Annotated in this window: 19 protein-coding genes; 2 read left to right on the top strand and 17 right to left on the bottom strand. The window is 74.7% G+C overall.

Annotated features, from left to right (window positions below; genetic code table 11):
- Positions 1-270: 270 nt before the first annotated feature.
- The 7 genes from C1A33_RS34505 to ftsZ form a co-directional block, all read right to left on the bottom strand.
- Positions 271-426 (bottom strand): hypothetical protein, encoded by a 156-nt coding sequence (locus tag C1A33_RS34505; RefSeq protein WP_165818189.1) that lies wholly within the window; start codon positions 424-426, stop codon positions 271-273.
- Between the two features lie 172 nt (positions 427-598).
- The gene (locus C1A33_RS01905; RefSeq protein WP_101829801.1) at positions 599-1,573 is read right to left on the bottom strand and encodes a DivIVA domain-containing protein; all 975 of its coding nucleotides are present in this window, start codon (positions 1,571-1,573) and stop codon (positions 599-601) included.
- 93 nt (positions 1,574-1,666) lie between these two features.
- Positions 1,667-1,921, bottom strand: coding sequence for a YggT family protein (locus C1A33_RS01900; protein ID WP_101829800.1), 255 nt, complete (start codon positions 1,919-1,921; stop codon positions 1,667-1,669).
- Positions 1,922-2,002: 81 nt separating this feature from the next.
- Positions 2,003-2,566, bottom strand: a complete 564-nt coding sequence (locus C1A33_RS01895) for a cell division protein SepF (RefSeq protein WP_101829799.1) — start codon at positions 2,564-2,566, stop codon at positions 2,003-2,005.
- A gap of 10 nt (positions 2,567-2,576) precedes the next feature.
- Positions 2,577-3,446 carry a YggS family pyridoxal phosphate enzyme gene (locus C1A33_RS01890; protein ID WP_101829798.1) on the bottom strand — a complete coding sequence of 290 codons (870 nt, stop codon included), beginning with the start codon at positions 3,444-3,446 and terminating at the stop codon, positions 2,577-2,579.
- Positions 3,443-4,129: a peptidoglycan editing factor PgeF gene (pgeF, locus tag C1A33_RS01885; RefSeq protein ID WP_101829797.1), complete on the bottom strand. Its 687-nt coding sequence runs from the start codon at positions 4,127-4,129 to the stop codon at positions 3,443-3,445. The genes C1A33_RS01890 and pgeF overlap by 4 nt, the downstream gene beginning before the upstream one ends.
- Positions 4,130-4,153: 24 nt before the next feature.
- Positions 4,154-5,683 carry a cell division protein FtsZ gene (ftsZ, locus tag C1A33_RS01880; protein WP_101829796.1) on the bottom strand — a complete coding sequence of 510 codons (1,530 nt, stop codon included), beginning with the start codon at positions 5,681-5,683 and terminating at the stop codon, positions 4,154-4,156.
- Positions 5,684-6,004: 321 nt separating this feature from the next.
- Here ftsZ and C1A33_RS36125 point away from each other — a divergent pair, with 321 nt between their 5' ends.
- Positions 6,005-7,819, top strand: coding sequence for a UDP-N-acetylmuramate--L-alanine ligase (locus tag C1A33_RS36125; protein ID WP_243407077.1), 1,815 nt, complete (start codon positions 6,005-6,007; stop codon positions 7,817-7,819).
- A gap of 171 nt (positions 7,820-7,990) precedes the next feature.
- Positions 7,991-8,527, top strand: a complete 537-nt coding sequence (locus C1A33_RS01865; protein ID WP_101829795.1) for a nitroreductase/quinone reductase family protein — start codon at positions 7,991-7,993, stop codon at positions 8,525-8,527.
- A gap of 4 nt (positions 8,528-8,531) precedes the next feature.
- Here C1A33_RS01865 and murG read toward each other — a convergent pair whose 3' ends face one another.
- The 10 genes from murG to mraZ all read right to left on the bottom strand — a co-directional run bounded on the left by murG (position 8,532) and on the right by mraZ (position 22,345).
- A complete protein-coding gene (gene murG, locus C1A33_RS01860) occupies positions 8,532-9,662 on the bottom strand; it encodes an undecaprenyldiphospho-muramoylpentapeptide beta-N-acetylglucosaminyltransferase (RefSeq protein ID WP_101829794.1) in 1,131 nt (376 codons plus the stop codon).
- 3 nt (positions 9,663-9,665) lie between these two features.
- Positions 9,666-11,384: a putative lipid II flippase FtsW gene (ftsW, locus tag C1A33_RS01855; RefSeq protein ID WP_243407076.1), complete on the bottom strand. Its 1,719-nt coding sequence runs from the start codon at positions 11,382-11,384 to the stop codon at positions 9,666-9,668.
- A gap of 3 nt (positions 11,385-11,387) precedes the next feature.
- Positions 11,388-12,830 (bottom strand): UDP-N-acetylmuramoyl-L-alanine--D-glutamate ligase, encoded by a 1,443-nt coding sequence (gene murD, locus C1A33_RS01850; protein ID WP_101829793.1) that lies wholly within the window; start codon positions 12,828-12,830, stop codon positions 11,388-11,390.
- A 6-nt stretch (positions 12,831-12,836) separates the two neighbouring features.
- On the bottom strand, positions 12,837-13,904 hold the full coding sequence (gene mraY / locus C1A33_RS01845; RefSeq protein ID WP_101829792.1) for a phospho-N-acetylmuramoyl-pentapeptide-transferase: 1,068 nt from the start codon (positions 13,902-13,904) through the stop codon (positions 12,837-12,839).
- Between the two features lie 46 nt (positions 13,905-13,950).
- On the bottom strand, positions 13,951-15,366 hold the full coding sequence (locus C1A33_RS01840; protein ID WP_101829791.1) for a UDP-N-acetylmuramoyl-tripeptide--D-alanyl-D-alanine ligase: 1,416 nt from the start codon (positions 15,364-15,366) through the stop codon (positions 13,951-13,953).
- On the bottom strand, positions 15,363-16,949 hold the full coding sequence (locus tag C1A33_RS01835) for a UDP-N-acetylmuramoyl-L-alanyl-D-glutamate--2,6-diaminopimelate ligase (RefSeq protein ID WP_423748024.1): 1,587 nt from the start codon (positions 16,947-16,949) through the stop codon (positions 15,363-15,365). The genes C1A33_RS01840 and C1A33_RS01835 overlap by 4 nt, the downstream gene beginning before the upstream one ends.
- A gap of 197 nt (positions 16,950-17,146) precedes the next feature.
- Entirely contained in the window at positions 17,147-19,609 is a 2,463-nt protein-coding gene (locus C1A33_RS01830; protein ID WP_101829789.1) for a peptidoglycan D,D-transpeptidase FtsI family protein, read from the bottom strand.
- Positions 19,610-19,618: 9 nt separating this feature from the next.
- On the bottom strand, positions 19,619-20,536 hold the full coding sequence (gene ftsL, locus C1A33_RS35525; RefSeq protein ID WP_207770109.1) for a cell division protein FtsL: 918 nt from the start codon (positions 20,534-20,536) through the stop codon (positions 19,619-19,621).
- Positions 20,537-20,673: 137 nt separating this feature from the next.
- A complete protein-coding gene (gene rsmH / locus C1A33_RS01820; RefSeq protein ID WP_101829788.1) occupies positions 20,674-21,651 on the bottom strand; it encodes a 16S rRNA (cytosine(1402)-N(4))-methyltransferase RsmH in 978 nt (325 codons plus the stop codon).
- Positions 21,652-21,913: 262 nt separating this feature from the next.
- Positions 21,914-22,345 (bottom strand): division/cell wall cluster transcriptional repressor MraZ, encoded by a 432-nt coding sequence (gene mraZ / locus C1A33_RS01815; RefSeq protein ID WP_101829787.1) that lies wholly within the window; start codon positions 22,343-22,345, stop codon positions 21,914-21,916.
- Positions 22,346-22,450: the final 105 nt, after the last annotated feature.

Below are 22,450 nucleotides of genomic sequence, written 5' to 3'. Positions count from 1 at the left end.
GGGTTGCGGGGGCTGAGGGGCTACGGGTGTCGTTCTGCAGGGTGCGGTGTCCGTTTCGTCCCTACAAGGCGACACGGAAGGACCCACTCCCACGCACGGCCAGGAAAACCCGCGTAACCATCCGTGGCAACGGCCCGGTGGGACCGGAGGATGTCAGGCCGGAGACGCCTGCGCGCGGCAAACGAGCGAGCACGAGAGGTGACTACAGGGGTTGGATGCGTCACCAGAACGGGCACGGCTCTCGCCCGGGCCACGGGCGGGAGGCGGCGGTCAGGACGGGGTAGAACGGCGGGCGGCGCCCAGCGGCAGCAGCGCGGCGACGAGGAGCGTCACGATCAGGGAGGCATAGACGAAGCCGCTGCCGGCGAGGAGACCGACAACGGCCAGCACGATGCCGACCCCGAGCAGCGCACCACAGAGCGTCAACACGGGATCGGCCAGGTCAGGGCATCGCAGAAGACCGATCCGCGTGGCATTCCCCCGCGCGGCGCCTTGTCGGCTGACGGCCCGGGCGCGCGGCCGGTCGCGTTCCACCCGCTGTCCCGGAGCGGGCCGGCGCGCCGGCGGCGGGCAGGGCCGGGGTGTGTGGCGTGAGGGATCAGAAGTCCTGCATGCCGGGGGCGTCGCGCCGGTTCGGGTCCATCTCGGGGCGGCCGTGACCGTTGTCGCGGGCGATCGCGCCGGCGGGCAGCGGCGGGCCGGGCGGGAACGTCGGCTGGTGGGCCGGGCCCTGCTGGCCGCCGTTCGGGCCCATGCCGACCGCGGGCGGCTGCGGAGGCTGGCCGCCGGGGTTGAGGCCGGGCCGCGGCGGGCCGCCGGCGCCGACGGCGGGCTGGGTCGGCATGCCGTCGAGGTCGCGCAGCTGCATCTCCAGGTAGGCCCGCAGGCGGGTGCGATACTCACGCTCGAAGGCGCGCAGCTGCTCGACCTGGCCCTCCAGGCGGCGCTTGTCCTCCTCGAGACCGCCGAGCTGCTCGGCGACGTGCGCCCGGGCCTCGCCGATGATGCGGTCCGCGTCGGACCGGGCCTCACGCCGTGCGCGCTCGGACTCGGCCCGCGCCTCGCGCAGCGCCTCGTCGGCGGTGCGCTGGGCGAGCACAAGGGTGCGCGCGACCCGCTGCTCGATCTCGGCCTCGGACGCCTGACCAGGGCCGGTGCGGGCGGGCACGTTGCCGCCACCTGCGCCGACGGCCGGGATGACCGTCGTCGGAGCGCCGCCCTGCTGCGGCTGCGGCTGCGGGACGGGGGGCTGCTGCTGTTGCTGGGCGGCGCGCTCGCGGGCGGCCTGGGCCGCCTGCGCCTGCATCTGGGCGAGCTGGCGACGGGCCTCCTCGACCTGGCGACGCAGACCCTGGTTCTCCTCCAGGATCTGGGCGGGCACGCCCGGGCCGCCACCGCCGGAGCGGCGGGCCTCGTCAAGCTGCCGGCGCAGGTCGCTGTTCTCGTCGAGCAGCCGGGTCAGCTCCGCCTCGACCTCGTCGAGGAAGGTGTCGACCTCATCCTCGTTGTAGCCGGTGCGAAACCTCGTCGGACTGAAGACCTTGTTCTGAACGTCCTGTGGTGTCAGAGCCACGTCGCCTCCTCGTGCGGCATCGCCGCTCCCCGAAGAGAGGGCGGTCTGCGGGCAGTCTGCCGCGCCCGCGTTCGCGGTGTGCACACAACCCCGTCACAGCCTCTGGGCATAGCTTCGCAACACGAAGATCACCAAGAAGAGCACCAGATATCCGAGGTCAAGCTGAACGCTACCCACCCTCAACGGGGGCAGGATACGTCGGATGAACTTCAACGGGGGGTCAGTCACCGTGTACACGGACTCGAAGATCACCAACAGAGGGCCGGACGGACGGAACGAACGGCCGAGGACGAGCACCAGATCCGTGATCCACCGGGCTATCAGGAACAGGAGATAGACCAAAAGCAGCCACGAGAGCAGGGATCCTAGCGTGCTGATGGTGCTCTCTCCTGGGGACCAGGGGGAGGCATCACATGATCACGCTCCCCGTCATGACTGGTTGTAGAACCCACCCTCGCGGATGCGTCGCTTGTCCGTCTCGGTGACCTCGACGTTGTGCGGCGACAGAAGGAAGACCTTGTTGGTCACCTTCTCGATGTCGCCACGCAGACCGAAGATCAACCCGGCGGCGAAGTCGACCAGACGCTTGGCGTCGACATCGTCCATGTCGGTGAGGTTCATGATAACGGGGGTGCCGTCCCTGAACTCCTCGCCGATCTGCCGCGCCTCATTGTAGCTACGTGGCTGGAGCGTCGTGATCCGGTAGGGGTGCGGCTCCTCCACGGGCCCCACCCTGCGCACTGGCATGGGTGCGGCGGGGCGCAGTGGTTCGACCGGCGGGCGTCGCGTCATGGCGACCGGCTCCTCCCGTGCGTCGATCCGACGGACCGTCCGGTCCATCGGGACCGGATCGTGCATCGCACGCCGGTCGTCGTGACCATGCACACGGTCATGACCGACCGCACGACCGTCGTCGTCGTAGTCGTCATCGAGATAGTCGTCGTCCTCCTCGGCCAGACCGAGGTAGACCATCGCCCTGCGCCCGAGCCCCATGGGCGCGACTCTAAGGGACACCAGGCCGTTCACCGAACAAAGCGGTCCCGATCCGAAGGTGTGTCGCGCCCTCGGCGATCGCGGCCTCCAGGTCTCCTGACATGCCGGCGCTGATGACAGTGGCCTCAGGGTGGTCCGCGACCAGCCGATTCGACACCTTGCGTAGCAGTTCGAAGGCAGAGCGGGCGGGTTCACCACGGGGAGCGACCGCCATGACCCCCCGCAGTTCCAGCCCCGGAGCCTCCGCGACGAGATCGGCGAGGTCGGGGAGACCACCCGGATCGATGCCTCCCCGGCCCGAACCGGCAACCCCGGCCGTATCCGACCCATCGGTAGCACTCCGGATACCCAAGGAAACCTGAAGGCAGACCGACAGCGGCAGGCCGCGCTCGACGGCGAGCCGAGACAGGACGCCCACCAGGCCCGGACGGTCCACCGACTGCACCCAGTCCGCCCAACGCAGAACAGAACGGGCCTTGTTGCGCTGGAGTTGGCCGACGAAGTGCCAGCGCGGCCCGTCCGCCGCGCCGAAGGGCCCCGATCCGCCCGCGACCGGCCCGACCGGCCCGGCCGGCCCGGCGGCCAGCCCCCGCGTGACGAGGTTCACCTTCGGGCCGGCCTCCTGCTCCCGGTTCTCGGCGAAGTCCCGCAGCCCGAGTGTGTGCAGCATCACGACATCCTCGGCCGGGTAGGTCTTGCTCACGGCGATGAGGGTCAGCCGCGCCGGATCGCGCCCGGCCGCCCGCGCGGCGGCGTCGATCCGCTCCCGGACGCGCTCGAGCCGGCCGGTCAGCCCGGCCCGCCGCGCGGCCGCCGCCTCGTCATCCTCGGTACCGAAGCCGGCGGCCGGCCCGAGCCCGGCACCGGTGCCACCGGTCACGGGGTGGCCGGCCCGAGCCAGGCGACGCCGGCGAACCGGCCGGTGCGGCCGTCGCGGCGGTAGGAGTAGAGCTCGGCGTTCTCCGCGGGACAGCGGGGAGAGACTATGATATTCGCCACACCGGCCGTCGTGAGCTGGCCCACTATGCCGGCGCGCAGATCGATCGCGGCGGTGCCCTCTCTGCTGGTGGCCGCGCTGCCCGGCACCCGCCGCTCAACCTCGGCCCGCAGCGGTGCCGGCACCTCATAGCACCCCGCGCACACGCAGGGGCCGACCGTCACCGCCAGCTCTTCCGGCGTGGCACCAAGCTCCTTGAGGGCGGCCAGCGTCGCGGCGATGACACCCTCGGCCATGCCGACCCGGCCGGCGTGGGCGACGCCCACCGCGGTGGGCCCCTCGAACAGCACCGGGGCACAGTCGGCGACCATCACCGCGAGCGCGAGGCCCGCGACGTCGGTGACCATCGCGTCCGCCTCGGGCACCGGACCGGGCTCACGGGCGACGACAACGTGCCGCCCGTGCACCTGGCGCATGTACCGCACCGGCATCCCGACCCGCGCCGCCAGCCGGCGCCTGTTCTCCTCGACGGACGCCGCCGCGTCACCGACATGATCCCCGAGGTTGAGCCCGCCGAACGGCGGAGCGCTGACCCCGCCCGCCCGCGAGGTGACGAGAACCGGCATGGCCGGAAGTCTGCCCGGCCGGGGCTATTTGAGGAAGTCCGGCACGTCCAGCTCGTCGTCGTCGGCGATCGGGCGGATCGGCCGGCGGGGCGGGTAGGTCGGGCGCGGCCCGGTGGCCCGCGGCTGCTCCGCCCGGTGCTGCTGGCCGTAGAGCGGGTCGGCGGCGGTCGGCTCGACGGGCTCCCGTGCCGGCGGGGCGACCCGCGACTCCACCGTCGGGATGACCGTCGGCTCGCCCGGGCCGAACGGCTCGCGCGTCGCCGCCGGCTCCGGCAGCGGGTCCGGGTGGTAGTGGCCCACGTTCGACGAGCTGATCGGCGACGGTGGGGCCTGCAGGTAGCTCGGCGTTGTCGGCGCCGGCTGGACCGGGGGCTGCGGCGGGACCGGCGGCGCGGGCGCCGGGGCCGGCGCGGCCGCGACCGTCCGGACCGGGGCGCCGGCGATCGTCGGCAGCGGCGGCAGGATCGTCGTGTTCGACGACGACCCGCCGGCCGGGGCCACCGCGGCCCCGGTGCCGGCGCCCGCCGGTGGACCGCCCTGGGCCGGCGGTCCCGGCGCGGCCGGGCGGCGCGTCGACGACGGGGCGAGACCCCGGGTGCGTCTGTCCTGCACCGTGTCGAAGCCGGCGGCGATGACCGTGACCCGCACCTCGTCCCCGAGCGCGTCGTCGATCACGGCACCGAAGATGATATTGGCCTCGGGATGCGCCGCGTCGGCGACGAGCTCGGCGGCGGCGTTGATCTCGAACAGACCGAGGTCCGACCCGCCGGAGATGTTGAGCAGCACGCCCTGGGCGCCGTCCATGCTCGCCTCCAGCAGCGGCGAGGCGATGGCCTGTTCGGCGGCGACCGTGGCGCGGTCGTCACCGCGGGCGCGGCCGATACCCATCAGGGCGCTGCCGGCGTGCGACATGACGGTCTTCACGTCGGCGAAGTCAAGGTTGATCAGGCCGGGGGTGGTGATCAGGTCCGTGATGCCCTGGACACCGGACAGCAGCACCTGGTCGGCACTGCGGAAGGCGTCGAGCACACTGATGTCACGGTCCGTCATCGCGAGCAGGCGGTCGTTCGGGATGACGATGAGGGTGTCGACCTCGTTGCGCAGAGTGTCGATACCCGTGTCGGCCTGGGTGGCCCGGCGCCGTCCCTCGAAGGTGAACGGGCGGGTGACCACACCGATGGTGAGGGCGCCGAGCGAGCGGGCCACGTTCGCGACGACGGGCGCGCCACCCGTCCCGGTGCCACCGCCCTCGCCCGCGGTGACGAAGACCATGTCGGCCCCCTTGAGGACCTCCTCGATCTCCTCACGGTGGTCCTCGGCGGCCTGGCGGCCCACCTCCGGGTCGGCCCCGGCGCCGAGGCCCCGGGTCAGCTCGCGGCCGACGTCGAGCTTGACGTCGGCGTCACTCATCAGCAGGGCCTGGGCGTCGGTGTTGATGGCGATGAACTCGACGCCCTTGAGACCGACTTCGATCATCCGGTTGACGGCGTTGACGCCACCACCACCGATCCCGACGACCTTGATGACCGCGAGATAGTTCTGTGGGGCAGCCATGCGGTGTCGGTCCTCCAGCGGCGTCGGTGGTCGGACGGGGATTGGCCCCGCCCCTGCGGCGCCGCGGGACGACACAGCCGCGCGGCGAGCGGGGGAAGCAGTCGGAGTCTCAACCTTCACCGTCAGCTAGACGGTTACAGTTATGTCAACTTCCGGCTGTGAATCGGACAGTAGGCACGGCTTCGGCGGGGGTCAAGGAAGCTGTCGGCGCGTCACACCGCTTCGTGTCTGCGATTTCTGGCACTTCCGTGTCGGCGGCCCCGTCGGGGCACGATCAAGGGGGAACGTGGGGGCCCGGCCGGGGAATGGTGTACTGCCCCCGTGACCCGTCACCGCACCCAGCACGTCCACTTCCTCGGCATCGGCGGCGCGGGCCTGTCGCCGCTGGCCCAGATCCATCTCGCCGGCGGCGGGACCGTCAGCGGCAGCGACGCGGAGGAGTCGCCGCGGGTGGCGACCCTGCGGGCCCGGGGCGTGCCCGTCCGGGTCGGCCCGCCGCCCGCCGCGGACGCGATCGCCGCCGAACTCGCCGGGGTGGACGTCGTCGTGGCCTCCAGCGCGCTGCCCGACGATCATCCTGAGATCGTCGCCGCCCGCCGGCTCGGCCTACCGGTGCGCCGGCGCACCGAGTGGCTGCCGGAGCTCACCGCCGACTACCGGCTGGTCGCGGTCGCCGGCTCGCACGGCAAGTCGACGACGTCGGCGATGCTGGCGCTGGTGCTGCGCGCCGCCGGGCTCGACCCGACGGCGGTCATCGGCGCCGAGGTGTCCCAACTCGGCGGGAACGCGCTGACCGGCGCCGGCGACGTGTTCGTGCTGGAGTCCGACGAGTACGGCGGCGCGTTCGCCGGGCTCGAGCCCACCGTCGCGGTGATCACCAACGTCGAGTGGGAGCACCCCGACATCTTCCCGGACGCCGCGGCCGTGCAGGCGGCCTTCACCGCCTTCGCCCGCCGGGTGCGGCCCGGCGGGCGCCTGGTGGTGTGCGGGGACGATCCCGGCGTGGCCGCCGTCCTGGCGCGGCTGAGCACCCCCGGCACGCCGCCCGAGCCGTCCGAGACGCCCGAGACGGCGCCGGTGGCGCCCGAGCCGGCGACATCCGCGGCCGGCACGACGGGGGCCGCGGCCGGGCCGGCGTTCAGCGTGATCGACTACGGGTTCGGCGCCGAGCGGCACTGGCGGGCGGTGGACGTGGACCCCACCCGCGGCGACGACACCGCCCGGGCGGTCGTGCTGCGCGGCGGCGAGGAGGTCGGCACCCTCACGCTCGGCGTGCCCGGCCGGCACTCCGTCCTCAACGCGCTCGCGGCCCTGGCCGTGGCCACCGATCTCGGCGTCGAGCCCGCCCAGTCCCTGGCGACCCTCGCCACCTACACCGGCGCGGCCCGCCGCTTCGAGTTCGTCGGCTTCTGGCGCGCCGCGGACGCCCCCGTGGCCGCGGCCCTCGGCCCCGTGGCGGCCGAAGCCCTGCAGGCCGTCCCCGGCGCCCGGGCCGCCTCCCTCGCCCCCCGGACCGCGGCCTCAGCACCCCTGACGGCGGCCCCAGCACCCCTGACGGCGGGCTCAGGCCCAGCGATCGCCACACCGGCGGCTCCCGCTCCGGTCTCGGCACCGGCCCTGGTTCCCATGCCGTCGGCCGGTGCGCCGGCAGCCGCGACGACGACCGCCGACGCGGACCCCGCGGGCGTCCACAGCCTCGAGATCATCGACGACTACGCGCATCACCCCACCGAGATCCGCCTGACGCTCGCCGCGGCCAGGTCCCGCGCCCGGGGCCGCGAGGTGTGGGCGGTCCTGCAGCCCCACACCTACAGCCGGTTCGCGGCGATGCTCGACGGCTTCGCCACCGCCTTCACCGACGCCGACCGGGTGTACGTCACCGACATCTACGCGGCCCGGGAGACCGACGACCTCGGCCGCCACCCCACCGACCTGGTCAAGCGGCTCTCCGACCCTGTCACAGCCGCCTACGTGCCCTGGCTGGCGCTGGTCGACCGCCTCGCCGCCGACGTCCGGACCGCGCTCACCGGCCCCGCCCCGTCCCACGGCGTCCTGCTGCTCACCCTGGGCGCGGGCACGATCACCACCGTCGGGCCGCGGCTGCTGGCCGCGCTGGAGGCACCGCCCGACGCCTGACGGCCACGCCCAGGCGTCGACGCCTGGGCGTCGACGGCGGACGGGCGGAGAACGGCGCGGCCCGCCCACCGGGGTGATCCTCCTCGCGGTTACGCGCTGTAAATGATTGACTACCGCAACACGTCCACCACCGGCCCCGGCCGGCGGCGACCGGTGAGGATCCTAGAGACGATGCCCGACACGCAGGACGCGCCCAGGCCCGGGTTCGACATCCGGGCGGTGAACCAGACCGTGATCGCCGAGTACCGGGCGACCGGCGGCGAGCTCGTGAAGACGCTGCCCGGTTCGCGGCTGGTGCTGCTGACGACAACCGGACGGCGCACCGGGCGGGAGCACACCACCCCGCTGGGCTACGTGCGGGACACCGCCACCGAGGACAGCGCGAGCGCCGGCGGCAATGCCGACGGCGGCGGCGAGAGCGACCCCGGCGGCAACGACGGCGACAGCAACGGCGGCGGGCGGATCGTCGTGTTCGCCTCGAACATGGCCGCGCCGCGCGACCCGGACTGGTACCGCAACCTGGCGGCGAACCCGAAGGTCGTCGTGGAGCTCGGCACCGAGCGCCACGAGGCGGAGGCCCTCACCGCCACCGGCACCGAGCGCGAACGTCTCTACCAGGCCCTGGTTGCGGCGATGCCCGGCATCCAGGGCCATCAGGAGCAGGTGGACCGCGAGATCCCGGTGGTGGTGCTGTCCCTGCTGCGCTGAGCGGTCAGGAGGCGGCGTGGCGGGGGCGGGAACGGCGCCGGGTGCCCGCGGCCTCGCGGATCATGCCGACGATCGCCGAGGCGGCCTGCGGGTAGCCGGTGCCGGCGCAGGCCGCCGACATCTTCGCCAGCCGCTCCGCCGAGGTGAGCACCGGCAGCACGTTGGCGATCAGCCAGTCGGCGGACAGCTCGGCGTCGTCGACGAGCAGGCCGCCGCCCGCCTCGACGGTGGGCAGGGCGTTGCGGCGCTGCTCGCCGTTGCCGATCGGCAGTGGGACGTAGGCCGCCGGCAGACCGACGGCGGCGAGCTCGGCGCAGGTCATCGCGCCGGAGCGGCACAGCGTCATGTCGGCGGCGGCGTACGCCGACGCCATGTCGTCCAGGTAGGGGCGCAGCTCGTAGGGGGCCGGCAGGCCACGGGGTAGCGCGGCGGCGACGTCGTCGTAGTTCTTCGGTCCGGCGGCGTGCAGGACCTGGACACCGGCGGTGGCCAGCGGGCGGGCCGCCGCCGTCATCACCTGGTTGAGGCTGCGGGCGCCCTGCGAGCCGCCGAAGACGAGCAGCGTGGGGCGGTGCGGGTCAAGCCGGTAGTGGGCCCGCGCGGCGCGGGCGGCGGTCGGCGACCGGTCCAGGGTGAGGATCTCCTCGCGCAGCGGGATGCCGGTCAGGGTGGCCCCGCGCAGCGGCGTGCTCGGGTACGAGGTGGCCACGAACGGGGTGAACCGGGCGCCGAGCCGGTTGGCCATGCCGGGCAGCGGGTTCGCCTCGTGCACGACGATCGGGATGCCGCGCCGGCGCGCGGCCAGGTAGGCCGGCACCGACACGTAGCCGCCGAAGCCGACGACGACGTCGGCGCGCACCTCGTCCAGGGTCGCGCCGGCCTGGCGGACCGCGTCGAACAGCCGGCCGGGGAGCTTCAGCAGCGCGGCGCCGGGCCTGCGGGGCATCGGCACCTTGGGCACCGTCGCCAGCTCGTACCCGCGGGCGGGCACCAGCCGCGCCTCCAGGCCGACGGAGGTGCCGAGCAGGGTCAGCCGCGTCCGGGGCTCGGCGGCACGCAGGGCGTCCGCGACCGCGAGGGCGGGTTCGACATGGCCGGCTGTCCCGCCGCCGGCGAGCACGACACTTCGCAACATCGCTCAAGACGATGACACATCGCGCCGCCCCGTGGACAGACCGGCCCCACCGGCTCGCCCGGCGGAACCGGGTGATACGCGCTCCGACCGGCCCGTCCGCCCCGGAGAGGCCACGCTGTTCGCCGCCGGGGACACCTTTTTGATCTTACCTTTCCTGGATCCCCTGCCCGCGACGAAGGTCGTCACCGACGAGGCGGGAGTCTCGCCGCCGCGGCGCCCGTCTCCCCCGGTGGTCGCCTTCCCGCGACGGCGCGCAGCGGGGCCGTGCTCGCCGGGGTCGGCGTCCTCGTCGTCGCGCAGGGGCACCAGTCCGAGGTCCGGGCGGCGCGTGCGGGCTCCCGGCAGCACCCGGCGTGCCCGCGCGCGCCACGGCTCGGCCCGCGCCGCGCGGCGTTCCTCCGCCCGGCGCCGCAGGTACTGCGCCGCGGCCGGCTCGGAGCGGGCGAAGGCGAGCAGCATGCCCAGCGCCGTCAGGGTCGGCAGCAGCGACGATCCGCCGAACGACACCAGCGGCAGCGTGACGCCGGTGATCGGCAGCAGGCCGACGACCGCGCCCATGTTCACCACCGCCTGGACGATGATCCACGCCGTCACCCCGGCGGCGGCCAGGCGCACGAACAGGTCGTCCGTGCGGTGCGCGATGCGCAGCCCCGCGTAGCCCATCACCCCGAACAGGCCCACCACCACCAGGCTGCCGACGAGTCCCAGCTCCTCGCCGATGATCGCCAGGATGAAGTCGGTGTGCACGGCGGGTAGCAGCTCCGGCCACTTCTCCCGGGACGCGCCGAGCCCCTCCCCCCACCAGCCGCCCGTGGACAGCGCGTAGATGCCCTGTACCGCCTGGAAGCCGTTGCCGCTGGCGTCGGAGAAGGGGTCGGTGAACGACAGCAGCCGCTTCAGCCGGTAGGGCTCGGCGACCGCCAGGATGGTCGCCGCCGTGATCATGGTGGCCAGCACCGCGCCGTAGAAGCGCTTCGGCGTGCCGATCACCCACAGGATCGTCAGAGGCACGACCGTCACGCAGATCGCGCCGCCGAGGTCCGGCTCCAGCAGCATGAGCAGGTCGATGAACAGGAACGCCGGCACCAGCGGGACGAACAGGTGCTTGGGGTCGGACAGCCGCCGCCGCTTGCGCACCAGCAGGTCCGAGCACCACAGCACCAGCGCGATCTTCGCGAGCTCGCTGGGCTGGATGGTGATCGGGCCGACGACGATCCACTGCCGGGCCCCGCCCCGGACGCTGCCGATGCCCGGCACGAGCACGACCATGAGCAGGAACACCGTGACGCCGAGCAGCGGGTAGGCCAGCGCGCGGAACACCCGCACCGGCATCCGGCTGGCCAGCACGACGATCGGCAGGCCGATGCCCACCCAGGTCGCCTGCCGGATGAACAGCGTGTAGGACGAGCCGAAGTCTGCGTAGGACCGCACGCTCGACGCGGAGAGCACCATCACCAGGCCGAGCAGCAGCAGCAGGCCGGCGGAGGACAGCAGCAGGTAGTACGACGCCAGCGGCCGGTCGAGCAGCGGCGCCCGCGACGCGGCGGCGGCCTCCTCCTCGCCGTCGCCCTGGCCACCGGATCCGCCCCGGCCGCCGGAGCCACCGGAGCCGCCGGAGCCACGGGGGCCGCTCCCGCCGTCCCGGACGGCCCGCACCGCCCGCACGGCCGCCGGACGGGTCGCCCCGCCGGCCGCTCTGGGTCCCGACCCCGACCCCGCCACGCCTCACCCCTCTCGTGCGCGCACCGCCTCCGCGAACTGGTCGCCGCGGGCCGCGTAGTCGCGGAACATGTCCATCGACGCGGCGGCCGGCGCGAGCAGCACCGTGTCACCACTGTGGGCGAGCGTCGCGGCGGTCTCCACGGCATCGTCCATGCCGGCGGCCCGTTCGACGGGGACATCGGGGGCGTGTCGGGCGAGCGCGGCGGCGATCTCGTCCGCGCACGACCCGATCAGCACGACCGCCCGCAGCCCGCCGCGGGCCTGTCGTACCAGGTCATCGAAGGTAAGGCCCTTGTTCAGGCCACCGGCGATCCACACGACGGAGGGGTAGCCGACCAGGGAGGCCGCTGCGGCGTGCGGGTTCGTCGCCTTGCTGTCGTCGACCCAGCGCACGCCGTCGACGACAGCGACCTCGGCGTTGCGGTGGGCGCCGGCGCGGAAGGCGGCGAGCGCCGCGCCGATCGCGGCGGGCTCGACGCCCTCGGCGCGGGCGAGCGCCGCGGCGGCGAGCGCGTTGGAGATCATGTGCGGCCCGCTCACCCGCAGGTCCCGCAGGGCGATGATCCGACCCCCGCCGAACGCGTGATCGACGAGGTGGCCGTCCTCGACCGTCAGCCCGGGAAGCCCGAGCCCGCCGCCACCGCGGGTGGCACCGCGGCTGTCAGGGCCGCCGAGGCCGCGGGCGAATCCCGGATCGGGCCGGGCGGCCGGGTCGCGGCCGAACAGGACGCGCCGGCCGGGCGCGGCGGCCAGCAGCCGCACGCTCGCCGGGTCGTCGGCGTTGCCGACGGCGATCGTCGCCGGATCCCGCCAGATCCGTGCCTTCGCCTCGGCGTACGCCTCGGCGCCGCCGTGCCAGTCCAGGTGGTCCGGGGCGACGTTGAGCACGGTCGCGGCCAGCGGGACGACGCTGTGCGTGTAATGCAGCTGGAAGCTGGACAGCTCGACGGCGAGCGCCTCGAACGGCGGCCGAGCATCCACTGCCTCGACGATCGGGGTGCCGATGTTGCCGGCGGTGGTGGCGCGCCGCCCTCCGGTGGCGAGCATGGCGCCGAGCATCTCGGTGGTCGTCGTCTTGCCGTTCGTGCCGGTGACGGCCAGCCAGCGCCGGTCGCCGCCGGCCCAGTGCCAGGCGAGTTCCACCTCGCCCCACACCGGCACCCCGGCCGCCGCCGACCCGGTGATCAGCGGCGCGGTCGGCGGCACCCCCGGCGAGGTGACGACGAGGGACGCCTCGCCCGGCCCGGCGGGCAGCCCGCCGAGGTCGACCACGGCGCCGGCGGCCCGCAGCGCGTCCGCCGCCGCCCGCTGCCGCTCCCCGTCGGCCGCGTCGACGACCCGCACCCGCGCGCCCCGGGCCAGCAGCGCCCGCGCCGCGGCCGCGCCGGACACCCCGACGCCGACGACGAGCACCGGCCGTCCGGCCCAGTCAGTCTCGGCGGCCATGGTGGGCTAACTCCCCCCGTGGCTGAGGAACTCGGCGTAGAACAGCCCGAGGCCGAACGCGACCGCGAGGCCGGAGACGATCCAGAACCGGATGATCACGGTCGTCTCGGGCCATTCGGCGAGCTCGAAATGGTGGTGGATCGGCGCCATGTTGAACACCCGCCGTTTGGTCGCCTTGAAGAAGGCCACCTGGATCAGGACGGACAGCGTCTCGATGACGAACAGCCCGCCGAGCACGACGAGCAGCAGCTCGGTGCGGCTGACGATGGCGATGCTGGCGAACGCGCCGCCGAGCGCCAGCGACCCGGTGTCCCCCATGAAGATCTTCGCGGGGCTCGCGTTCCACCACAGGAAGCCGAAACAGGCCCCCATCGCCGCCGCCGCGACGAGCGCCACGTCCAGCGGGTCGCGCACCAGGTAGCACCCGTCCGGCGAGTCACTCGGCATGCACTGGTTGCCGAACTGCCAGAACGAGATGACGACGTAGGCGCCGAACACCATCGCGGACGACCCGGCGGCCAGGCCGTCCAGGCCGTCGGTGAGGTTCACCGCGTTCGACGTCGCCGCGATGATGATCCAGGCCAGCAGCGGGAACGCGAAGATGCCGACGGACAGCCCGGTGTCGCGCACGATCGAGATGTACGTCGACCCCGGCAGCAGCCCGTGGTCGTTCTTGAACCGGACGGCGAGCAGGCCGAAGGCGAACGCGACCGCGGCCTGCCCGGCGAACTTCATCCGCGCGGTGAGCCCGAGGCTGCGCTGCTTACGGATCTTGATGTAGTCGTCGAGGAAGCCGACGAGCCCGAGACCGGTCATCACCAGCAGCACCAGCAGTCCGGACGCGGTGAAACCGATCCCGGTGACCAGATGGGCGATGAAGTACCCGGCCAGGGCGGCCACGATGATCACCGTGCCGCCCATGGTGGGCGTCCCCCGCTTGGTGAGGTGGCTCGACGGGCCGTCCTCCCGGATCTCCTGTCCGTATCCCTGCCGGCGGAACAGCCGGATCACCCAGGGCGTGCCGAGCAACGACACGATCAGCGCGACCATGGCCGCGATCAGGACGCCTCTCACCCGTGGGTCACCCGCGCGGGTCCGCGTTGCCGCCAGCCGTCCGTCCTCATGTCCCCTCGATCCCGTCGCCGTCGACGCCGAACTTCGCCACCACGTCCGCCGCGACCCGCTCCAGACCGTAGGACCGGCTGGCCTTGACCAGCACGGCATCGTCCGGCCGGGCGAGCGCGACCACCGCCGCCACCGCTTCGTCCACGTCGGCCACCCACACCGACTCACCCGTCCAGGCGCCATCCCGACGGGCCGCCTCGTCGACCCGCCGCGTCGCCGAACCCACCGCGACGAGCCGGTCGACACCGAGCCGGGCCGCGAGGCGGCCGAGCGCGTCGTGCTCGTCGTCGGCGGCGTCGCCGAGCTCCCCCATCCCGCCGAGCACCGCGATCGCCCGTCCGCCCGCCGGGCGCATGGCGACCAGCGTGCGCAGCGCCGCCGCCATCGACTCCGGGTTGGCGTTGTAGGCGTCGTTGACGACCACGACGCCGGCCCGGGTCGAGGTGACCTCCATCCGCCAGCGGCTGCGCGGGCGGGCCGCGCCCAGGGCGGCGGCGATCCGGGCCGGGGCGAGACCGAGGCGCAGCGCCACGGCCGCTGCGGCCAGCGCGTTGGGCACCTGGTGGGCACCGACGAGCCCGAGCGTCACCGGATGGCACTCACCGCCCGCGACCAGCGTGAACGAGGCACGCCCGGTGCCGTCGACGCGGATCTCGCCGTCGGCCCGCACGTCCGCGCCCGGCGCCGCGCCGAACGTCAGCACCTCGGCGCCGGCCCCGGCGCGCGCCGCCATCGCGGCGACCAGCGGATCGTCGGCGTTGAGCACGACCGCGTCCGACGCCGCCTCGGCGAGCTCGCCCTTGGCCGCGGCGATCCCGGCCCGGCCGTCGGCGTACTCGCCGACGTGCGCGCTGCCGACGTTGAGCACCGCGCCGATGGCCGGGCGGGCCACCGCGCACAGCGTGGCGATGTGCCCGAGGCCGCGCGCGCCCATCTCCAGCACGACGAACGCGGTGTCCGGCTCGGTGCGCAGCAGGGTCAGCGGCAGGCCGATCTCGTTGTTGAACGAGCCCGGCGCGGCGACCGTCGGGCCGAGTTCGGCCAGCAGGTCGGCGATCAGATCCTTGGTGGTGGTCTTGCCGGCCGAGCCGGTGACGGCGACGACGGTGGCGCCCGCCAGGTCACGCACGTGGGCAGCCAGCGCCGCGAGCGCGGCGTGCGGGTCGGCGACGACGACGGCCGGCACCCCCACCGGGCGGGCGGCGAGCACCGCGACGGCGCCCGCGGCGGACGCGGCGGTGGCGAAGTCGTGCCCGTCGACGCGGCTGCCGGCGAGGGCGACGAACAGCGTGCCGGGGCCGGCCGCGCGGGAGTCGACGCTCACCGCGCGCACCACCGCGGCCGGGTCGGCCTGCGCGTCGAGCCGGCCGCCCGTCGCCGCGGCCACCTCGGCCAGGGTAAGCGGGATCATCCGCCCGCCGCCGCGTCGAGGGCGGCCCGCAGCACCAGCCGGTCGTCGAACGGGGTCACCACACCGTCCTGCTCCTGCCCGGACTCGTGGCCCTTGCCGGCCACGACGACCGCGTCCTGCGGCCCCGCCTCGGCGACCGCCGCGGCGATGGCGGCGGCCCGGTCCGGCTCGACGCGCACCCGGTCGTCCCCGGCGCCGCGCAGCTGCGCCGGCACGCCGGCGAGCATGGCGGCGAGGATCTCGTCCGGGTCCTCGGAACGCGGATTGTCGTTGGTGAGGATCGCGAGGTCGGCGAGGGTCGCCGCGGCGGCGCCCATCAACGGGCGCTTGCCGCGGTCACGGTCGCCGCCGCAGCCGAGCACGATGATGATCCTGCCCTTCACCAGGGGACGGACGGTCTCCAGCAGCGTCGTCACCGCGTCCGGGGTGTGCGCGAAGTCGACGAGCGCCAGGAAGGGCTGGCCGGCGTCGACCCGCTCCATCCGACCGGGCACGCCGGGCAGCGCGCCGATCCCGGCGGCCGCGGCGGCCGGGTCGACCCCGACCGTGGCCAGCAGCGCCAGGGCGCCCAGCGCGTTGGCGATGTTGAACATACCGGGCAGCGGGACGGACAGCGCCACCCGCAGCCCGCCCGGCCCGCGGGCGAGCAGCTCGCTGCCGGTGGGCCCGGCGGTGATGTCGCGGGCCGTCCAGTCGGCCGGGCCCTCGACGGCGAAGGTGATCGCGTCCGGGCGGCGGGCGGCGAGGCGGCGTCCCCAGGCGTCGGCGACGCCGATCACCGCCGCCTGGGACCGGTCCGGGGTGAACAGCGACGCCTTGGCCTCGAAGTAGTCGTCCATCGTGGGGTGGAAGTCCAGATGGTCCTGGCTGAGGTTGGTAAACAGCGCACCGGCGAAGTGCAGCGCGTCCGCCCGGTGCTGGGCCAGCGCGTGGCTGGACACCTCCATCGCCGCCGCGTCGACACCCTCCTCGAGCATGACGGCGAGCAGCGCCTGCAGGTCGCTGGCCTCCGGGGTCGTGTGGGCGCTGGCGAGACGGCGCGGCCCGATGCGGGTCTCGACCGTGCCGATCAGCCCGGTGGTGTGCCCGGCGGCGCGCAGGCCGGCGTCGAGCAGGAACGCGGTGGTCGTCTTGCCGTTCGTCCCGGTGACGCCGAGGAGGCGCAGCCGGGCGGACGGATCGCCGTGGATCCGCGCGGCCACCGGCGCCAGATCGCGCCGTGGATCCGCGCTGACCAGCACGGGTACCCCCGGCCGGGCGTCGGTCGCGGCGGCGATGCGGCCCGCGCCGTCGGCGTCGGTCAGGACCGCGACGGCGCCGGCGGCGAGCGCGGCGGCGGTGAACCGGGCGCCGTGGACATGCGCGCCGGGCAGCGCCGCGTACAGGTCGCCGGGCACGACCTGGCGGGAGTCATGCGTGACGCCGCGCACGAGCACGCCCGGCCAGTCCTCGCCGCCGCCGGGACCGAGGCCCCCGTACCCGGTCCCGGCGGCGGCCTGCGGCGCGGGGGCGGTGAGCACCGCACGGAGGTCAGCCAGGCCGCACGGGCGCGGGGCGGCCGGTCGGGGTGCCGGAGGGGTCACGCTCACGACCTTAGTAGGAGCAAGCACGGCCATCCGCACGGGCGCCCGGGCATCGGGGTGGTCCGTCCCCAGGTGCCGGAGTGTCGCCCCCAACAGAGCCCTGACCAGGGTGGTACAGGCCCGGCGAGGCCGGGCGAACCGTGCCGGCGGGCGGCGGATCGTCCGTCCGGAGGGAGGTGACACGCACGAGTTGTGGACTACTTGTCAAGATCGAGGACCAGAGGCGCCGGCTTCGTCGTCGGCTGCGGCACGCCCAGCGTGGTCAGTGCGAAGCTCATCACCTTCTGGAACACCGGCGCGGCGACCTGACCGCCGAAGTACCCGTTCTTCGGGTTGTCCAGGACGACCTCGACGACGACCCGCGGGTTGTCGGCGGGCGCGAACCCGATGAACGACGAGGTATGGCCCTCGTACCCGCCGTGCACCGGGTCGGGCCGGTCGGCGGTGCCCGTCTTGCCGGCCACCCGGTAGCCGGGGACCTCGGCGAGCGGCGCGGTGCCCTCGTTGGTCGCCACCGCCTCCAACATCCGGGTCAGCGTCGAGGCCGTCTGGGCGCTGACGACCCGCTGGCCGGGCGGGTGCGGCATCGGCTGGACCTTCCCGTCCGGACCGGTGATCGCGTCGACGAGCCGGGGCGTCACCCGCACACCGCCGTTCGCGATCGTCGCGTACACCGAGGCCATCTGCAGGGCGGTGGCCGACATGCCCTGCCCGTAGGAGATCGTCGCGACCTGGCTGCCCGACCAGTCCTTCGACGGGGGCAGCAGGCCGGCGCCCTCGCCGGGGAAGTCCAGCCCGGTCTTCGCGCCCAGGCCGAAGGCCCGCAGCGCCTGCTCGAGCCCGGCGCGCCCCACCTTGTCCGCGACCTCGACGGTGCCGATGTTGCTGGAGCGGGCCAGCACCCCCGCCGTCGTCAGGTGCTCGACGCCGTGCGGCTCCGCGTCCCTGATGGGCACCCCGCCGCGGGTGATCGACGGCGGGACGGTCATCGGCGTCTCGGCGGTGACCAGGCCGCGGTCCAGCGCCGCCGCCATCGTGATCACCTTGTTGACACTGCCCGGCTCGTAGGCGTCCTGGGTGGCTCTGTTCCCCAGCGCCTTCGTGTCCTGCGCGGTGATGTGATTGGGGTCGAACTGAGGGGCGTCGGCCATCGCGAGGATGTCCCCGCTGCGGGGAACCGTCACGACGACCGTGCCACCGTCGGCCTGCGACGAGGTGACCGCCTCGGCGATGGCGTTCTGCGCGTTCCACTGGATGTCACGGTCCAGGGTGAGCCGCAGCGCGGAGCCCGGCTCGGGGTCCTTCTGCCGGGTGTGCCCGGAGGGGATCTCGATGCCCTCCGGGTTGGCCAGCAGCTGGCGCAGGCCGTCGGTGCCGCGCAGCACCTTGTCATAGGCGAGTTCCAGCCCGCCGCCGCCCTTGAGCACGTCGCCGTCACCGTGACGCATAAACCCGACGACGTTCGCGGCCAGCGCGCCGGCGGGGTAGGTACGGCCGCGTTCCTCGGTGATGCCGATGCCGCGCAGCTCCAGCTTCGTGACCTTGTCCCCGACGTCCGGTGTCAGGCCGCGGGCGAGGTAGACGAACTTGGTGTGGTCGTCGTCGGGCTCGACGGTCATCCGTTTTCCGAGGGTCGCCGCGTCGACCCCGAGCAGCGGAGAAAGCTTCACGGCGGTGGCGTGGGCGTCGCGGACGTTCTGCGGGTTCGCGTAGACGGCGCGCAGCTCGACGTGCTGGGCCAGGGTGTGCCCGGACCGGTCGGTGATGGACCCACGCGCGGCCGGCAGCACGATCGTGCGCAGCCGCTGCGCCTCGGCCTGAGCCGCGTAGGTCGACGCCGAGATGCCCTGCAGCTGCGTCAGGCGCACGGCCAGGATGCCGAGCAGCACACACATGAACACGACCGTGGCCCGCACCCGCCGTCGCGGGCTACCCAGCCGGTAGCTGCGGGGCGGGCGGCGCCGGCGCACCGGCGGACGGCGGCCACCCGCCCCGCGTACCGGACCCGACCGGCCGCCCGAACTGCCCCGGCCGCCCTGCCCTCCGGCCGCGAGGCGGCCCGCGGTACCAGGACGGTAGACGCGCCGCCCGCCTGACCCGCCACCCGATCGCGCCGCACCGGACCCACCGGACCCGCCACGCGCGGGCCGCCGGACCGGAGCGCGCCGATCGCGCCCGCCCTCGACTCGGTGGTCCTCGCGGCCGTCGCCGTACTCGCCGTCAGCCTCGCCGGAGGAGTCGGAGCGCCTACGCCCCGAGCCACGGCCAGCGCGGTAGCCATCGTCATAACCGTCGTCGTGGCCGCCGCCGTCGTAGCCGTCGTCGTCATAACCGCCGCCGTCATAACCGTCGTCGTCGTGGCCGCCGTCGTCGTAGCCGCGGCTGTCGTGGTCCTCGACGCGGTAGCGCGGGCGGGGGCGCCGCCGGGCGTCCTCGCGCGGGCGGCGGCCGTCGCCGCGGTGCCGGCGGCCGTCCTCGCGGTAGGGGCGGTCGTCCTCACGGCCGTCGGCGGTGTCGTAGCGGTCGTCCGGGTCGTGACGGGAGGCGCCGTGGTCGTCGTCCCGGCGCAGTCGCCCGCCGTGGACGGACGCCGGCGGCGGGGTCACGAGCCGCAGCCGGCCCCGCCCACGCCGAGGGGGGCCGGACAGGGTGGAGCTCACCGCCCGACGTCACCTCCGCCCGGCGATGTCCGTACCGGTGGTGGCGGCGGCGCCGGCACCCGCACCGCCAGCGGTTCCGCCCACGGCGCCCGTGGCGCCACCGGGTGCGGCACCGCCAGGCGTGCCGTGGCCCGCGCCGCCACCCGACACCGGGCTGCCCGCGGAAGCGCCGCCGCCCGTGACGGGCGCCGCGCCATGCTCGGTTCCGGCGCCGTGCTCGGTTCCGACGCCGTGCCCGGTACCCGACGACGCCACGCCGGAAGACGTGCCGCCGGTCGTCCCCGCCCCCGCCGGGGTGCCGCCCGTCGCCGTGCCACCCGTCGTGACGCCGGTGGTCGTCGCACCGCCGGCCGCGGTGCCGCCCGCCACCGCGGTGCCGGCCCCGTTGGTTCCGGCGGCGCCGGCGGGCGCCGTGGACCCGGTGCCGGCGGCACCGGCCGCGGGCGGCTGCTGACCGGGCGGGGCGGGCACGATCACCAGCACGGCGCCGTTGTCCGGCTCGCGGGACAGCACCCGCGCGCCGGCGGGCAGCGGCGAGCCCGGGGGGAGGTACTGCGGCACCCCGCCGGGGATCATCCCGTCGCGGGCGGCGGCGGCCGCGAGGGCCGCCGGGTCGGAGAGCTGGTCGGCCCGCACGGCGAGCGACTGCTGCTCGTCAGCGAGCGACGCGGCCTGGCCTCGCAGCCGGCTCTCCTGGAACGAGCCCTCCATGAGCGCGAGGTTGACCAGCAGCAGCCCCAGCAGCCCGGCCCCGAGCAGCACCAGCAGCAGGACGACGAACGGTCCCTTGCGGGCCCCGGACGGCGCCGGCCGCACCACTGTGAGCGGCGTGCGCGCGGGTGCCCGCCGCGGCGCCGGGTCGAGGACGGGAGCCGTCGCCGCGGCCGTGCGCACCGCGGCACCGCCCGCCGCCGGGCCCGTCCGCACCGCGGTACCCCGCGGCGCCCCACCGGACCGCCCGGGCGCGGCCGCCGACACGCCACCCGCGCGTCCTGCGGCCCGCGGGCCGGCGCCCCGGCCGCCACCGGGACGCTCTGCCCGGGAAAGCGGCTGCGCGGGAGCGGTCACGATGCACCTCCGGTGGGGGACTGGGCGCGGCCCGGGTTCGGCGCCGTGCGTTCGGCCGCCCGCAGGCGGACGGACGCCGCCCGCGGGTTGTCGGTCTTCTCGGTGTCACTCGCGGGCTCGGCGCCGCGGGTCAGCCATCGCATCCGCGCGACGGCGTCCGCCGGCACCACCGGCATGTCCGGCGGGACGAGCGTCTCGGCGTACGGCTGCAGCTGGCGCTTGACCAGCCGGTCCTCCAGCGAGTGGTAGGACAGGACGATCAGGCGGCCGCCGATCGCCAGCGCGTCGAACGCGGCGGGCAGCGCCCGGGCGAGCACGTCCAGCTCGGCGTTGACCTCGATGCGCAGCGCCTGGAACGTCCGCTTGGCCGGGTTGCCGCCGGTGCGCCGGGCCGGCGCCGGGATGGCGTCCCGGACGAGGTCGGCGAGGCGCGCCGAGGTGGTGAACGGCGCGGTGGCACGGGCCGCGACGATCGCCTCGGCGATGCGCCTGGCGAAGCGCTCCTCCCCGTAGTCGCGGAGGATCCGGGTCAGTCGCCCCACGTCGTAGCCGTTGACGACGTCCGCCGCCGTCGGCCCGTGGCTTGCGTCCATCCGCATGTCGAGCGGGGCGTCGCGGGAGTAGGCGAAGCCGCGGGCGTCCGTGTCGAGCTGCAGCGAGGAGACACCGAGGTCGAACAGCACCCCGTGCACCCGTGGCTGGCCGAGCCCGGCCAGCACCGCGCCGATCTCGTCGTAGACGGCGTGGACGAGCCGTACCCGGTCGGGGGCGAGCCCGCGCAGCCGCCGCTCGCTGTGCGCGAGCGCGTCGAGGTCCCGGTCGAGGCCGATCACCTGGAGCTCGGGGAACTCGGCGAGCAGCGCCGCCGTGTGGCCACCGAGACCCAGCGTGGCGTCCACGACGACCGCACCCGGCGCGCGCAGGGCCGGGGCGAGCAGTTCCAGGACGCGTCCGGTCAGCACTGGGGTGTGCATCGCGTTCAGTGCTGAGCCTCCTTGACCGCTCGTGGGCCTCGTCTTCAGATGTGCTGACGGACTCGTCCCGGCGCGGTGACGATCCGGGCGCGCAGCACGGACCTCACCACCGATGCGGCGAACCCTGCGACCCGGCGAGTCCGGCACCGCCGGCCGACCTCGCCCGCCGTCCGCCGGCCGCCGGGGAAGGGGCGGCCGGAGGTGCGGGCGCGGCGCGGACCGAGCGAGGGCGCGGCGTGCGGGGCGCGGGATCCTGGGCGGCTCAGATGACTCCTGGCAGGACCTCCTCGGACAGCTCGGCGAAGCTCTCCTCCTGGCTGTCCAGATAGGTCTGCCAGCGCTGGGCGTCCCAGATCTCGACCCGGGTGTTGGCGCCGTTGACCACGCACTCGCGGGTCAGGCCCGCGTAGGTGCGAAGCGGGGCGGGGATGGTGATCCGCCCCTGTCGGTCCGCAACGTCATCGGCCGCGGACGAGAAGAACACGCGGCTGTAGTCACGCAACGCCTTGGCGGTGACCGGAGCGGTGCGCAGGGACTCGCTGATCCGGGTGAACTCCGCCATCGGGAAGACGTACAGGCATCGTTCCTGACCCTTGGTGATCACAAGCCCCCCCTCCAACTCGTCGCGGAACTTCGCGGGCAGGGTCAGCCGCCCTTTGTCGTCGAGCCGTGGCGAGTGGCTGCCGAGAAACACGGCGACCTCCCTGCCACTGACCTGGGAGGACGGTGCCTGGACACCCCGCGACGGTCACCCGAGAGCTCCCGTCCCCCACTGTGCGCCACTCTACCCCACTACCCC

This window comes from Frankia canadensis (genome assembly GCF_900197875.1).
Lineage (GTDB): Bacteria > Actinomycetota > Actinomycetes > Frankiales > Frankiaceae > Frankia > Frankia canadensis.
The sequence above is the reverse complement of the archived record's forward strand: the minus strand, read 5'-3'. Positions and strand labels throughout refer to the sequence as shown.

Coding starts and splice junctions, on each gene's coding strand:
- C1A33_RS01895 (WP_101829799.1), bottom strand. CDS start 2,566: ATGGGGCTCGGGCGCAGGGCGATGGTCTACCTCGGTCTGGCCGAGGAG.
- pgeF (WP_101829797.1), bottom strand. CDS start 4,129: ATGCCGGTTCTCGTCACCTCGCGGGCGGGCGGGGTCAGCGCTCCGCCG.
- ftsZ (WP_101829796.1), bottom strand. CDS start 5,683: ATGGCTGCCCCACAGAACTATCTCGCGGTCATCAAGGTCGTCGGGATC.
- C1A33_RS01865 (WP_101829795.1), top strand. CDS start 7,991: ATGCCCGACACGCAGGACGCGCCCAGGCCCGGGTTCGACATCCGGGCG.
- murG (WP_101829794.1), bottom strand. CDS start 9,662: ATGTTGCGAAGTGTCGTGCTCGCCGGCGGCGGGACAGCCGGCCATGTC.
- murD (WP_101829793.1), bottom strand. CDS start 12,830: ATGGCCGCCGAGACTGACTGGGCCGGACGGCCGGTGCTCGTCGTCGGC.
- C1A33_RS01840 (WP_101829791.1), bottom strand. CDS start 15,366: ATGATCCCGCTTACCCTGGCCGAGGTGGCCGCGGCGACGGGCGGCCGG.
- rsmH (WP_101829788.1), bottom strand. CDS start 21,651: ATGCACACCCCAGTGCTGACCGGACGCGTCCTGGAACTGCTCGCCCCG.